The sequence below is a fragment of the Pseudomonas sp. genome, from assembly GCF_049590575.1.
Classification (GTDB): domain Bacteria; phylum Pseudomonadota; class Gammaproteobacteria; order Pseudomonadales; family Pseudomonadaceae; genus Aquipseudomonas.
In genome coordinates, this window is the sequence record NZ_JBAWDE010000346.1 from 1 (window position 1) to 13,330 (window position 13,330).

At 61.5% G+C, this 13,330-nt stretch carries 17 protein-coding genes and 1 riboswitch; of the genes, 7 read left to right on the forward strand and 10 right to left on the reverse strand.

The genetic code is table 11. From position 1 onward, the window contains the following. A partial coding sequence (locus WBR57_RS23670; protein ID WP_424087217.1) for a DUF4880 domain-containing protein occupies positions 1-146 on the reverse strand: 146 nt, incomplete at its 3' end. Next, on the reverse strand, positions 139-678 hold the full coding sequence (locus tag WBR57_RS23675; RefSeq protein WP_424087170.1) for a sigma-70 family RNA polymerase sigma factor: 540 nt from the start codon (positions 676-678) through the stop codon (positions 139-141). The genes WBR57_RS23675 and WBR57_RS23670, both read right to left, overlap by 8 nt. Before the next feature lie 266 nt (positions 679-944). On the opposite strand from WBR57_RS23675, the gene WBR57_RS23680 reads away from it, so the two are divergent. The 4 genes from WBR57_RS23680 (at position 945) to WBR57_RS23695 (ending at position 3,367) form a co-directional block, all read left to right on the forward strand. Next, positions 945-1,178 carry a hypothetical protein gene (locus WBR57_RS23680; protein ID WP_424087172.1) on the forward strand — a complete coding sequence of 78 codons (234 nt, stop codon included), beginning with the start codon at positions 945-947 and terminating at the stop codon, positions 1,176-1,178. A gap of 154 nt (positions 1,179-1,332) precedes the next feature. Next, positions 1,333-1,896 (forward strand): nucleotidyltransferase family protein, encoded by a 564-nt coding sequence (locus WBR57_RS23685; RefSeq protein WP_424087173.1) that lies wholly within the window; start codon positions 1,333-1,335, stop codon positions 1,894-1,896. Between the two features lie 65 nt (positions 1,897-1,961). Next, the gene (gene tspO / locus WBR57_RS23690; protein ID WP_424087175.1) at positions 1,962-2,402 is read left to right on the forward strand and encodes a tryptophan-rich sensory protein TspO; all 441 of its coding nucleotides are present in this window, start codon (positions 1,962-1,964) and stop codon (positions 2,400-2,402) included. Next, positions 2,402-3,367, forward strand: a complete 966-nt coding sequence (locus WBR57_RS23695; protein ID WP_424087178.1) for an alpha/beta hydrolase — start codon at positions 2,402-2,404, stop codon at positions 3,365-3,367. The genes tspO and WBR57_RS23695 overlap by 1 nt, the downstream gene beginning before the upstream one ends. On the opposite strand, the gene WBR57_RS23700 is transcribed toward WBR57_RS23695, so the two are convergent. Next, positions 3,343-3,777, reverse strand: a complete 435-nt coding sequence (locus tag WBR57_RS23700; protein ID WP_424087180.1) for a DUF6678 family protein — start codon at positions 3,775-3,777, stop codon at positions 3,343-3,345. The two genes, WBR57_RS23695 and WBR57_RS23700, sit on opposite strands and share 25 nt — an antisense overlap. A gap of 489 nt (positions 3,778-4,266) precedes the next feature. Beyond that, positions 4,267-4,737 carry a hypothetical protein gene (locus tag WBR57_RS23705; RefSeq protein WP_424087182.1) on the reverse strand — a complete coding sequence of 157 codons (471 nt, stop codon included), beginning with the start codon at positions 4,735-4,737 and terminating at the stop codon, positions 4,267-4,269. A gap of 318 nt (positions 4,738-5,055) precedes the next feature. Here WBR57_RS23705 and WBR57_RS23710 point away from each other — a divergent pair, with 318 nt between their 5' ends. After that, a complete protein-coding gene (locus WBR57_RS23710; protein ID WP_424087184.1) occupies positions 5,056-5,280 on the forward strand; it encodes a hypothetical protein in 225 nt (74 codons plus the stop codon). Further along, positions 5,277-5,774: a GNAT family N-acetyltransferase gene (locus tag WBR57_RS23715; RefSeq protein ID WP_424087186.1), complete on the forward strand. Its 498-nt coding sequence runs from the start codon at positions 5,277-5,279 to the stop codon at positions 5,772-5,774. Before WBR57_RS23710 ends, WBR57_RS23715 begins: the two co-directional genes overlap by 4 nt. Before the next feature lie 142 nt (positions 5,775-5,916). Here the strand turns inward: WBR57_RS23715 and WBR57_RS23720 are convergent, their stop codons facing one another. From WBR57_RS23720 to WBR57_RS23735, 4 genes are all read right to left on the reverse strand, one after another. After that, on the reverse strand, positions 5,917-6,681 hold the full coding sequence (locus WBR57_RS23720) for an ABC transporter ATP-binding protein (protein ID WP_424087188.1): 765 nt from the start codon (positions 6,679-6,681) through the stop codon (positions 5,917-5,919). Continuing rightward, positions 6,678-7,682 (reverse strand): FecCD family ABC transporter permease, encoded by a 1,005-nt coding sequence (locus WBR57_RS23725; RefSeq protein WP_424087219.1) that lies wholly within the window; start codon positions 7,680-7,682, stop codon positions 6,678-6,680. Before WBR57_RS23725 ends, WBR57_RS23720 begins: the two co-directional genes overlap by 4 nt. A gap of 8 nt (positions 7,683-7,690) precedes the next feature. Continuing rightward, on the reverse strand, positions 7,691-8,701 hold the full coding sequence (locus WBR57_RS23730) for an ABC transporter substrate-binding protein (protein ID WP_424087190.1): 1,011 nt from the start codon (positions 8,699-8,701) through the stop codon (positions 7,691-7,693). A 115-nt stretch (positions 8,702-8,816) separates the two neighbouring features. Further along, positions 8,817-9,010, reverse strand: a riboswitch (cobalamin riboswitch). Between the two features lie 158 nt (positions 9,011-9,168). Then, on the reverse strand, positions 9,169-10,560 hold the full coding sequence (locus WBR57_RS23735; RefSeq protein ID WP_424087192.1) for an aldehyde dehydrogenase family protein: 1,392 nt from the start codon (positions 10,558-10,560) through the stop codon (positions 9,169-9,171). 103 nt (positions 10,561-10,663) lie between these two features. Between WBR57_RS23735 and ptrR the strand changes: the two genes are divergently transcribed. After that, a complete protein-coding gene (gene ptrR / locus WBR57_RS23740) occupies positions 10,664-11,536 on the forward strand; it encodes a putrescine utilization regulator PtrR (RefSeq protein WP_424087194.1) in 873 nt (290 codons plus the stop codon). A 107-nt stretch (positions 11,537-11,643) separates the two neighbouring features. On the opposite strand, the gene WBR57_RS23745 is transcribed toward ptrR, so the two are convergent. Together WBR57_RS23745 and WBR57_RS23750 are read right to left on the reverse strand one after the other, a co-directional pair. Beyond that, positions 11,644-11,853: a hypothetical protein gene (locus tag WBR57_RS23745; protein ID WP_078738148.1), complete on the reverse strand. Its 210-nt coding sequence runs from the start codon at positions 11,851-11,853 to the stop codon at positions 11,644-11,646. 101 nt (positions 11,854-11,954) lie between these two features. Then, positions 11,955-13,151: an amino acid aminotransferase gene (locus WBR57_RS23750; RefSeq protein ID WP_200625563.1), complete on the reverse strand. Its 1,197-nt coding sequence runs from the start codon at positions 13,149-13,151 to the stop codon at positions 11,955-11,957. Positions 13,152-13,330: the final 179 nt, after the last annotated feature.

Sequence of the window (13,330 nt, forward strand, 5' to 3'; positions counted from 1 at the left end):
TGCCAGGCCCGTTCGTGATCCGCGTGCCGCGCCCGCCACTCGGCGCCGGCGGCGTGCTCGGCGGCGTTGGCGCCGCTGTTCTGCAACCGTACGAACCAGTCAGCCGCTTCGCGGGCAATGCGCCGGTCAATGGGGGCATCACTCATGCTGCATGCTCTGGCTGGCGAGTACGATGCATTCTTCGAAAGCCCGCGCAAGGTAACGTTGCACCGAACGCACGCTCAGATTGAGCTGGCGGGCGATCTCTTCCTGTGTATAGCCCTCCACCTGCGCCATCAGGAATGCCTGACGGTTTTTGGCTGGCAAAAGCGCCAGTACCTGGTCGATTTCGTCGAGTGCCTCAAGCACCAGCGCCTGATGTTCCAGGGACGGCGCCAGTTCTTCCGGCGTTTGCGCCAGCGCGGCCAGGTAGGCTTGCTCCAGTGAGCGGCGGCGGTAGTGGTTGATGGTCAGGCGATGGGCGATGGTGGCCAGGTAAGCGCGTGGCGTGATGAAATCCAACGGTTCGTCGGGCGCACGCGTGAGCAACCGCACGAACGTATCCTGGGCCAGGTCCGCCGCGTCGGCAGCATTGCCCAGACGTTTGCGCAACCACCCCTGCAGCCAGCTGTGATGGTGGCCGTAGAGCTGATCGATGGACTGAGGCGGGTGGCTGTTTGCCGAGGAAGTAGGCTGCACGGGATTCGATAGGTACGAATGAGAATTTGTCGCATTCTATCAGTGTAAGCTTGGGTCCGTACAAGTAAAAGGTTCGGGGGGCAGGGGGGTGTCTCCCGGGCCTTGAAATGGGCTGGCCGCAAGGGTGTGAGGTACACCGGCCATTGCGCCCATCCGAGCCGCTTCTGACCGAAAAAGCGGCGCCTTTCTTTGCTAACCGGTCTACCATGCCATCCTCCGGCAGTGGTTCCACGCGCTACCGTTCTCCCTCCTTTAAAGGTATCGCAATGAGCATCGACCAAATCTCCCTGCCGAAAGGCGTAGGCCCTCACGCCGCCAAGCTGCTCGACGCCATCACCGGCGCCTCCTCCCATGAAGAACTCAACCGCGCTGGCGGCAAGGCGGAAGGCTTTGTGCTTGGCCTGGAAGCTTCCAAGGCCATCAAAAGCCAGATCGCCGAGTCGCTGTATGTGGCGTATGACGACGCGGCGAGTAATCGGGCGGGTGAGTTGAAGGGCTGACACCGTGCGCAATCGAGCAAGGTGCAGACATCCTGTTGCGCGCTTCCCGGAAAGCCCCTACATCCCTCCAAATAAAATCGCCTCGTCACAAAACCCTCCAATGCACTGTTGTACTGTCATCGTCTGAAAACGGACCTTTTACGCGGGGATAACCATGACATTGACCGCCGGCACCTTGCTCAACCTGGCCATGGCCAACCCCGTCAACGCGCAGATCTTCGCGCGCCTGCCGGAGTTGGGTTTGGATCAGTGCTTTCTGACGGCGGGGTGTCTGTTCCAGGCGGTGTGGAATCATCAGTCGAATCTTCCCGTTGCGCAGAACGTAAAGGACTACGACGTTTTTTACTTCGATACGGACGTGTCCTACGAGGCGGAGGATGTGGTGATCCGTGCGGCGCAGGCGTTGTTCCAGGACTTGGGCGTTAATGTCGAAGTGCGCAACCAGGCGCGCGTCCACCTGTGGTACGGCCAGCGGTTTGGCCGGCCGTATCCACAATTGCACACGGCCAAACAGGGGATTGATCGTTACCTGGTGGCCGGCACCTGTATCGGGCTGGAGGTGGACACGGGCGAGGTGTACGCGCCGTATGGTCTGGAGGATGTGGAGCAGGGTGTGTTGCGGATCAACCCGGTGCACCCTGAGCCGGAGTTGTTTGCGCACAAGGCGCGCAGTTATCAGGCGCGGTGGCCTTGGCTGCGGATTGTGCAGCCGGATTAACCGTCAGTGAACTTTTACCTGCATGCCGCACGTCCAAGTCTGAAATCATCCGCCAAGGACCGACCATGACTTTCTTTATCTTCCTGCTCGCCTGCGCCGCCGCCGCCAGCACCGGCATCATCTTCAAGCCCGGCGCGTGGTACGAATCCCTCGTCAAACCCGGTTTCACTCCGCCCAATTGGTTGTTCCCGGTCGCCTGGACAATCATCTACCTGCTGCTGGCCTGGGCCGGCTACCGCTTGAGTCTGATCCCTGGCAGCGAAATGATATTGGCCTTGTGGGCGGCGCAGATTGCGTTGAACACGCTGTGGACGCCGGTGTTTTTCGGCGCACATCGCCTCGTCGCCGGGATGGTGATTATCGTGCTGCTGTGGCTGACCGTGGCGGCGATGGTGGTGTTGGCGGTGCGCCTGGACCTGATCACCGGCTTGATTCTGTTCCCGTACCTGGCGTGGCTGTGCGTGGCGGCGGCGCTGAATTTCTCGATCCTGCGGAATAATCGTTAATGGCCCATAAACTTTGGCCCGCCAGTGAGCCTGAACGGTCCCAGATGCGCCGCTTCAATAAGAAGCTCGCCTGGTTGCCACGTTTCAAGATTCGCAATCGCGTGACGCCGCGTTTGATTCAGGCGCTGTTGCGCGTCAGCCAAACCCTCAAGAAGCCGCCGGAAGCAGAGCGCAAGCTCGTAGGATCGGTGCCCGTGCGCATCCTGCGACCGAGCGGCAAACCCAGGGGCGTGGTGCTGGATATTCACGGCGGTGGCTGGGTGATCGGCAATGCGCAGATGGATGACGACCTGAACCTGGGGATGGTGCGCGCGTGCGACGTGGTGGTGGTCTCGGTGGACTATCGGCTGGCGGTCGACACGCCGGTCGAAGGGCTTATGGACGACTGCCTGGCCGCTGCGCGCTGGTTGTTGACTGCTGAAGAGTTCGCCGGCCTGCCGGTATTCGTCGTCGGTGAATCGGCCGGCGGACACCTGGCGGCGGCGACGTTGCTGGCGTTGAAACAATGGCCTGAGCTGCTCCAGCGGGTGAATGGTGCGGTGCTGTATTACGGCGTCTACGACTTGGCCGGTACGCCAAGCGTACGGGCCGCCGGGCCGGATACCTTGCTGCTCGATGGGCCTGGCATGGTGGCCGCGCTGCGCCTGCTCACGCCGGGCTTGAGCGATGAGGAACGTCGACAGGCGCCATTGTCACCGTTGTATGGTGACCTTGCCGGGCTGCCGCCGGCGTTGATGTTCGTCGGCGAGCTGGACCCGCTGCTGGACGACACGCTGCAGATGGCCGAGCGCTGGGGCGCAGCGGCGCAGGTTGAGGCGCACCTGCTGCCGGAATCGGCCCATGGGTTTATACATTTTCCGGTGGGGATGGCGGACAACGTGTTGGTGTATAGCCGGGGGTGGATTACTCGGCACATTGAGCAGAAAAATATTTGCGTATCCTACGCAGGTGGAAAATCTTCGTAGGATTTCGGGAGGTACCCCCAAATTCTTAGTACGTCAGCCCGTACTTCAAACTCGAGCCCAATCTGTTTGACTATTTGCGATATTTCCTCGGTATGGTCAATGAATGTTTGTGGCAGCAGCGCTCCCGCGCGGGGCGCCTCTTCCCACAAGCCAATGTCTAACCATTCGACGTAAGCAAATGGAAAGGGAAGATGGTAAAACCATTCCACGTCCCACCCCGAGATATGGCCCGTGATGGACTTTGAGCGGTAGGACGGCCGCCAGCGTTGAAGCTCGCGGAAGTGGGTGATCAATTCATTCCACTTGGTATTGTTCGATGCGCTCGCCAGGTTTCGAGTTGTAACGAATGCCTGAATGATCTTTCTGTTTTTATCATTTTGGCGCGCGTCGGCCATCGGTAGTTCTGACATGCTCATTTCTTCAGGTTCGAATTCTTTGCGGTGACTTTCATGGCACCTGTCATGGCACCTGTTTCGCTCATGCGCTCTGCATCTGTTCATGCGATGCTTGGACGAACGTAGTGTGTTCACCCCAGGCAACGAGGGCAAGATCCTGAATAATTTCAGCGAGTGTCTCAATGTTTGTATCGCGGGTACTGAAACAGGCTAAGCGGCCAGGTGACCAGTCTATAACTGCACATTTTGGATACTTGCCTAGCAGCGTGGACAGGACTGCCTTCGGCGACTCTGCACCGGTGTACAAAAAATCAAAATACGGCTCGCAATTGTCTTGCAGTGGGTACACGAGTAGCCAAGCACTTACGGGACCGTGGAACCACAGAGTGACATTACGGTACCTCCATTCCGGGCCACCTTGGGCCATGTGGCGAAGGACTTCGATGATCGATTCGCAACCTGGTATTCGTCCGTTGCCCTCGGGGTCAAGTTGGCGTGTGGGCGTCATTGAGTTGCCTTGTCGATCAGTTCCCTCCACAAGGCCTTCGCTTCATCTTGCGACGCAAACGAATGTATCTGTGGCCGCCAGAATTCCCCTTCCTTAACAACGCACTCCAGCGTTGAGTCCTGAAAAGTGAAGATGTAATGGGCGGTATCTTTCAAAAACAGCGCGCGATCATGTCGCGAATGTACGGCGTTTTGACGTTCCAGCTCGGCTATCCAAGGTGAATGGTCGATGCGGTTAACCTGATAGGCCCCAAGCCCCAACTTTGTCAGCGGATGGCCACCCAGCGCCTCATCATTCGGTGAGCCGAATTTGAATACTTTGACCAAAGGAAACTGGATAACCGCACGTTGCTGGTTATCCGCGTGATAACACAAAAATAATTGGGTTTCTGTGGCGAAGACAATGGCGGCAGGGGTTGTGCTTGGTTGTGGCCATGTGTGAAGCAATACAACTGTCGGAGGCGGCATGAGTTAACCGTTAAAAGTTCGATGGCGCAGGTATATCACGAAAGTGTGCATGCGTCGGGAATGAAGGGCAGTGCCGTCTGTGAGCTGCGCGAGTGAACGCGTTGATGCTTCTGCCTGCGAGTGTTTGCGACCTGCCCGCGTCCGCCTTGGCTGTGAATATCACCGCAAGATTCGGATAGCGACCGGAACCTCGGTTTGAGCCTTATAGGCGCTCAGGGGTAGCCTGAGCAGCAGTGGGTATGTAAAGCAGTTGAACTAAAAACCTGATCGATGAGTCAGGTTAATCAGTTGCTCCTCTCCCTTCATCAGGACTCCACCATGCGCGAATACACCCTGAACTACCTGTTCAACGCCGAACCCCGCAGCCATGTGTTCGAACTCAAGCAGCCTGAGTTGCCCGTGCATGAGGCGGCGATGCACCTGCTGCAGCTGCACTTTGGTGATGCGGAGAACGGCCTGATCCTGCCTGCGGCGGATGCCACGCCAGAGGAGATTCTGGAGCAGGCGCAGGTGGTGGGTATTACGCAGATTGAGGTCGCATGAAGGGAAATCCCAGCATTCGGGCGGTGACGGCTGCGGATGTCCCCGAGCTGCTGGCGTTTGTCCTGCAGGCCCGCGCCGAGCTTTTCCCCAAGCTCAATGCGGCGGGCATGCCGGACGACCTGGCGCGCTTCGAGGCCGTTTACCTGGAGGGTGACGGCCAATTTCTGGTGGCCTGTGCCGAGGGCCAGATCGTCGCAGCCATCGGCTATCTGCCGTATGACGGACGTTTTCCGCAATTGAATTACCAGGGCCGCAAGGTTGTGGAGGTGGTGCGCCTGTTCGTGTTGCCAGCATTTCGTCGCTTTGGTCTGGCGGGCGAGTTGTACCGAGCGTTGGAGGCGATGGCGCGGGCAGACGGGGTAGCGGTGGTGTACCTGCATACCCATCCGTTTTTGCCGGGTGCGATTGATTTTTGGCGGCGGCAGGGGTTTGAGATTATCGACATCGAAGCCGACCCCGTTTGGCAAACAACGCATATGCAGCGGTATCTATAGATCCGAAGGCAGCGCCGATCAAATGTGGGAGGGGGCTGGCCCCCGATTGCAGTCTGTCACTCAACGCAGAGGTTGAATGTAAGGCCTTCGGGGGCAAGCCCCCTCCCACAGGGAATGTTGGTGTTCTCGCCTTGCGGCTCATTCAGTTTGAGCGCAACCGCAGGATCTGCGCCCCATCAAACGGGTCTGTCAGGTAATGCGCCTGTACCCCGAACGTGTCCTGCAAGCGCTGCGGCGTCAGTACGGCCAACGGCTTGCCCAGTGCCACCAACCGCCCATGATCGAGCACGGCCAGCCGGTCGCAGGTCAGCGCCTGATTGAGGTCATGCAGCGCGATCAACGTGGTCACCGGCAACCCCTGCACACCCTTCAAGATCGCCAGTTGATGCTGGATATCCAGGTGATTAGTCGGCTCATCCAGCAGCAAGATCTGCGGCCGTTGCGCCAGGGCACGGGCGATGTGCACGCGTTGGCGTTCGCCGCCGGAGAGGCTGCGCCAGGCGCGTTGGCTCAGGTGGGTGGCGTCCACGTCCTGCAGGGCCTGGTGCACGATGGCGTCGTCCTCGCGCGACCACGGGCTGAGTGCCGACAGCCACGGTGTGCGGCCCAGGGCCACGGCGTCGAATACGCGTATGGCGTCGTCGGTGTCGGCTTGCTGTTCCACCACCGCCAGCTGCTGCGCGAGGGTTCGGCGCGAGAGTTCGCCCAGGCGTTTACCGCCCAAACGTACTTCGCCGCTGGCCGGTGTGCGCAAGCCCGCGAGCAGTTTGAGCAAGGTGGATTTACCCGAGCCGTTCGGGCCGACAATGCCCAGGGTCTCACCCCGCTGGACCTCCAGGTGGATGTCGCACAGCAACTCGGCCTCACGCACCTTGAAGCCCAGGCCAGCGCAACTCAGTACGGTCATCGCGCATTTCTCCGGCCAATCAGAATCAACGCAAATACCGGCGCCCCCACCAACGCCGTGACCACGCCTACCGGGATCACTTGGCCCTTGATCAGCGTGCGCGACAGCACATCGGCGGCGATCAGGAACAACGCGCCGCCCAAGGCGCTGACCGGCAGCAAGCGCGAGTGCCCGGTGCCGAGCAGCAGCCGCACCGCGTGGGGGATCACCAGGCCAACAAAACCAATGGAACCCACCAGCGACACCATCACCGCCGTGACCAGCGCGGCGCAGCCCACCAGCACAAACTGCACGCGCCGCACCGGGATGCCCAGGGAGGCGGCGGAATCGGTGCCGAAGGTGAACGCGTCCAGCGCACGGCGGTGCCACAGGCAAACCGCCAGGCCTGCGACCGCCACCGGCACCGCCAGCCACACCGACGGCCAGCGCACGCCGCTGAGGTTGCCGAGCAGCCAGAACATGATGCCGCGCGCCTGTTCCGAGCTGGCCGACTTGGTGATCAGGAACGCGGTGAGCGCATTGAACAGCTGCGAGCCGGCGATGCCCGCGAGGATGATCTGCCCGGTGCCGCTGGACGAGCCACTGGCGCGCGCGAGCAGAATCACCAACGCAAACGCCGCCATCGCGCCGACAAATGCGCCGGCCGACAGTGAAATCAGCCCGCCACCGACGCCGATCAACATCACCAAAACCGCGCCGGTCGAGGCGCCGGCGCTGATACCGAGCAGGTAGGGATCGGCCAACGGGTTACGCAACAACGATTGCAGGATCACCCCGCACGTCGCCAGCCCTGCACCGCACGCGGCGGCGACCAGGGCGCGGGTCAGGCGGTAGTTCCACACCACGCCTTCGTCGATCGGGTCCAGCACATAGCCGGCGGCCCACAGTTTGTTGGCGAGCACCTGCAACACCACCTGCGGCGCGATGGCGGTTTCGCCGATGGCCACGCCGGCGAGCACGGCGATCAGCAACAGGGCCAGGGCAAGCAGGGTACGGATCACGCTGCGGCTCATTTGCGCAGGTCGTAGCCGTCGATGGCCGTGGCCAGTTGCTCAAGGCCATCGAACATGCGAATGCTGGCCTGCAATGCCATGGCGTCGAGGATGATGATGCGGTTGTTTTTCACCGCGTCCATGTTGCGCGTGACTGGGTCGTTGCGCAGGAACGCGAGTTTCTTTTCATGGTCGTCGGCAGGGTAGCGGCGGCGGTCCATGCGGGCGATTACCAGGAAGGTCGGGTTGGCCTTGGCGATGGTTTCCCAGCCGACGGCCGGCCATTCTTCATCGGACTGCACCACGTTGTGCAGGCCCAGGGTTTCCAGCATGAATTCGGGAATGCCCTTGTGGCCGGCCACGTATGGGTCGCTGGCCATTTCGGAACTGGAGAACCACACCAGCGCGCTGGCTTGCTTGAGGCCTTTGCTCTGCACCGTGGCCACGGATTTGGCCAGGCGTGCCTTGAGTTCGTCGTTCAATTGCTGGCCGCGATCCTGTACATCGAAAATCTGCGCCAGTTGGCTGATGCTTTTGTAGATCGTCTCGATGCGAAACGGCTCCAGCCGCGTGCCGTCGGCGCCCACCAGGTTGTCCTTGCCTTCGCAATCGGAGGGCAGCAGGTAGGTGGGGATGTTCAATTCGTGAAACTGCTCGCGGGTGCCGACCACGCCTTGCGGGCCAACCACCCATTCCAGCTCGGCGGCCACCAGTTGCGGGCGCTTGGCGATCACGGCTTCAAAGCTCGGCTCGTTATTGGCCAGCCGTTCGATGGTGTCGTTCTGCGCCTTGAACTGCGGCAATACGCTGTTGAACCACAACGAGGTGCCGACCACGGTTTTGCCAACGCCCAGGGCGTAGAGCATTTCGGTGGCGGCCTGGCCGATGGTCACGCTGCGTGCGGGTGCTTGTTGGAAGGTCAGGCGGCTGCCGCAGTTCTCTACGGTCAGCGGGTACTGAGTAGGCGCGGCTTGGGCCAGGGCGCAAAAGCCCAGGCCGGTGATCAAGGCGGTAACGCGTGGCAGCATGGGGCAATCTCCGTAAAGCCGTACGTGGAACTGGTGAGGTACGGTATTGGAAATACGCCCTCGAACGCTGCCGGGGGGCAGGGCAAGGATGTCCTTCCCGGACACCCCGCCGGTTAGTGATTGTGCTGGGCCGGCAGGTCTCCTGACTGATGCGTCGTCGCCCCACCCCGGCCTTCCCGGACCTAGTCCAGTGGCGTTACGGAGCAGGCTCAGCACCTACAGTTGCGGGGGCAGTTCCGATTGGCGCGCTGTGCTGCGCTTCGGATTCCCTATTAGTCCCGTTTGGGAACCGGCGCGGAATGGTAGTCCATCTGAGGCTTGAGGGGGAGGTTCAATCACACACGGGACGCTGTTATAGAAGTCGCGTGTGCCGATATCACCTCAAGGAAGGCGAGGTTGATGCGTTTGGGGAAGGGCGCGCTGTGGCAAGCCTGCTCGCCACAGGGAGCAAGCCTGCCATTGCTGGATTACTTGCGATCCAGCCACACCGTCTGGGCGTTGCAGAATTCGCGCACGCCAAAGTGTGACAACTCTCGCCCGAACCCACTTTTCTTCACACCACCAAACGCCACCCGCGGGTCGGACACGCTGAACGCGTTGACGAAGATCCCGCCGGTTTCCAGCTGGTTGGCGATGTCGCGTGCCTTGGCCGGGTCGGTGGTGAAGATGCTGGCGGTGAGCCCGAATTCGCTGTCGTTGGCCAGGGCCACGGCGTGGTCGGCGTCGCGTGCAGTGATGATCGAGGCCACCGGGCCGAACAGTTCCTGCTTGAACGAGGTCATCTGGTCGGTGACGTCTGCCAATACGGTCGGCGCGTAGTAGTTGCCGGCGCCGGCGACTTTGTTGCCGCCCAGCAGCAGCGTCGCGCCTTCTTCCAGGGTGGCCTGGACCTGGCCGTGCAGCTCGTCGCGCAAGTCGAAGCGGGCCATAGGGCCAACGTAGGTGCCGGTTGCGGTCGGGTCGCCCATCACCAGCGCGCGGCTGGCTTCAAGGAATTTGGTGGTGAAGGCTTCCACCACACCGGCTTCGATGATCAAGCGCTTGGCGGCGGCGCAGACCTGACCGCTGTTCTGGAAACGGCCGATCACGGCGGCCTGTACGGCTGCGTCGAGGTCGGCATCGTTGAGCACGATGAACGGGTCGGAGCCGCCCAGTTCCAGCACACATTTCTTCAGCGCGGCACCGGCTTGCGAGCCGATGGCCATGCCGGCACGCACGCTGCCGGTCAGGGTCACGGCGGCGATGCGCGGGTCGGCGATGGCTTGGGACACGCCGTCCGGGGTCACGTTGAGCACTTCGAACAGGCCATCGGCAAAGCCGGCTTTTTCAAACGCGGCTTTCATCAGGTAGGCGCTGCCCATCACGTTCGGCGCGTGTTTGAGCACGTAAGTGTTGCCGGCGAGCAGGGTCGGCACGGCGCCGCGCAGCACCTGCCACACCGGGAAGTTCCACGGCATCACGGCGAGGATCGGGCCCAGCGGGCGGTATTCGATCTGGGCGCTGCCGTTGTCCACCAAGGTGGCTTCCGGAGCGAGCATGGCCGGGCCTTGGGCGGCGTACCATTCGGCGAGTTGCGCGCATTTTTCGATTTCGGCACGCGCCTGGGTGATGGGTTTGCCCATCTCCAGGGTGATCATCTGTGCCATTTCTTCGGCTTGCTCACGCAGGGCAGCGGCCAGCGCCAGCATCCGCTCGGCCCGCTGGCTCACCGGCTGGCGGCGCCAGGTGCGGAAAGCGCCGGTCGCGCGGTCAAGCGCGGCGTTCAGGTGCACCGTGGTTTCGTAAGGGTAGCTGGCGACTGTTTCGCCCGTGGCGGGGTTGATCGACAAAGCGTGGGTCTGGTGAGAAATAGCGTTCATGGCACCGTCCGGCTGAATGAGTGGAATGAGTCCAGCCTACGGGGATGCATGTTTTCTGGAAACTGAATAATATTAAGCAATACATTCACGATTGGAGAATGACTTGGATCTGGTGCAGCTGGAAATCTTCAAGGCCGTTGCCGAGCAAGGCAGCATCAGCGCCGCCGCGCAGTTGATTCATCGCGTGCCGTCGAACCTGACCACGCGCATCAAGCAACTGGAGCAGGATTTGGGCGTGGAGCTGTTTATCCGCGAGAAGAGCCGCCTGCGCCTGTCGCCGGCCGGGTGGAATTTCCTCGGGTATGCGCGGCGTATTCTCGACCTGGTGCAAGAGGCCCGCGCGACGGTAGCGGGGGAGGAGCCCCAGGGCGCGTTCGCCTTGGGCTCGCTGGAAAGCACGGCGGCGGTGCGCATTCCGGCCTTGCTGGCGGCCTACAACCAGAAGTACGCCAAGGTCGAACTGGACCTGAGCACCGGGCCGTCGGGCACCATGATTGAGGGCGTGCTGTCGGGGCGCCTGACGGCGGCGTTTGTCGATGGCCCGGTGCTGCACTCCACCCTTGAGGGCGTGGCGGTGTTCGAAGAAGAAATGCTGGTGATCGCGCCGCTGCACCACGCGCCGATCAACCGCGGGCAGGATGTGAATGGCGAGAACATCTATACGTTTCGCTCGAACTGCTCGTACCGGCACCACTTCGAGCGCTGGTTCTCACAGGATGGTGCGGTGCCGGGCAAGATCTTCGAGATCGAGAGCTACCACGGCATGCTCGCCTGCGTCAGCGCCGGGGCTGGCCTGGCGCTGATGCCGCGCAGCATGCTGGAAAACATGCCGGGTTTTGCAGCGGTGAGTGTATGGCCGTTGGCAGACAGCTTCCGCATCCTGCATACCTGGCTGATCTGGCGCCGGGGCACGGTGTCGCAGAGTTTGAACAGTTTTGTAAAGTTGCTGGAGGAGCGCGGTCTGGTAGCTGCTTAGATCTAATGAGGGAGCGGGCTTGCTCGCGAAGGCGAAGTGTCAGGCGGTACGGCTGTGACTGACCCGCCGCCTTTGCGAGCAAGCCCCGCTCCCAAGGTTGATTTTTGTCAGCCGCCGAATTGCAGGGTGCCCATGGCGAGTTTTGCCATGATGGCGGTCGCGCCAAGTTGCACCAGCCACAAGGCCAACCCACCGAGGAACACGCCGAGGGCCACTTGCAGCACCAGGCTTTTCTGGCGTTTGGCCTGCGGCGCGCGTGGGGTGAAGTCATGCAGTTCGTCGCGGTCGGCGCGCAGGTCCAGGTCGTCGTTTCTCATAAGGCTCTCAAAGCAAAGGGGCAGTCGGGGTTCAGTCTAGTGTGTTCGCCAATAAAAAGGGGGAAGCCATAAGCTTCCCCCTTCGCATGACGCTGGCAGGTTTATAGAACCTGAACAATCGCCTTTGTTACCGCACCAATGTTCGACTGGTTCAGCGCCGCCACACAGATACGACCGGTGTCGAGTGCGTAGATGCCAAACTCGGTCCGCAAGCGGGTGACTTGCTCAACGGTCAGGCCGGAGTAGGAGAACATCCCACGCTGGCGCCCGACAAAGCTGAAGTCGTGGCCAGGAGCCGCCTTGGCCAGTTCAGCCACCATCTGCTCGCGCATGCCACGGATGCGCAGGCGCATTTCGGCCAGCTCGGCTTCCCATTGGGCGCGCAGCTCGGGGTTATTCAGCACCGCCGCCACAATCGCCGCGCCGTGGGTCGGCGGGTTGGAGTAGTTGGTGCGGATCACACGCTTGACCTGGGACAGGATGCGCGCGCTTTCTTCCTTGGATTCGCTGACGATCGACAGCGCGCCCACGCGCTCGCCGTACAGCGAGAACGACTTGGAGAACGAGCTGGACACAAAGAAGGTCAGGCCCGATTCCGCGAACAGGCGCACCGCGGCGGCGTCTTCGTGGATGCCGTCGCCAAAGCCCTGGTAGGCCATGTCGAGGAATGGCACCAGGTTTTTCGCCTTGACCACGTCCAGCACGTTTTGCCAGTCGGCCGGGCTCAGGTCGACGCCGGTCGGGTTGTGGCAGCAGGCGTGCAGCACGACGATGGACTGCGGTGGCAGGGCGTTGAGGTCTTCGAGCAGGCCGGCACGGTTCACGTCGTGGGTGGCGGCGTCGTAGTAGCGGTAGGTCTGCACCGGGAAGCCGGCTTTTTCGAACAGCGCCTGGTGGTTTTCCCAGCTAGGGTCGCTGATGGCGACCACGGCATTGGGCAGCAGTTGCTTGAGGAAATCTGCGCCGATTTTCAGCGCGCCGGTGCCGCCAACCGCTTGGGCGGTGATCACACGGCCAGCGCTCAGCAGGGGCGAGTCAGCGCCAAACAGCAGCTTTTGCACGGCCTGGTCGTAAGCCACGATACCGTCGATCGGCAGGTAGCCTCGCGCGGCGTGTTGCGCCACGCGAATGGCTTCCGCTTCGGCAACGGCACGCAAGAGTGGAATCTTCCCCTCCTCGTTGCAGTAAACGCCCACGCCAAGGTTGACCTTGGTGGTTCGTGTATCGGCGTTGAATGCTTCGTTGAGGCCCAGGATTGGATCGCGTGGTGCCATTTCGACAGCGGAGAACAGGCTCATTTTTGCGGCAGCTCTATGGGGAATGGAGGGACGTGTCGCGCTCCAGCCGAATGCACTAGAGCGGTGCACAAACGGGGAGCTAGTATAGAGGCCCGCACCGCCTGAGGCGACAGCTGAAACGGCTTTTCGGCCAAGTTTTTCGGTTTATTGGCCCACCGTTAGTCTTATTGCAACCTTGA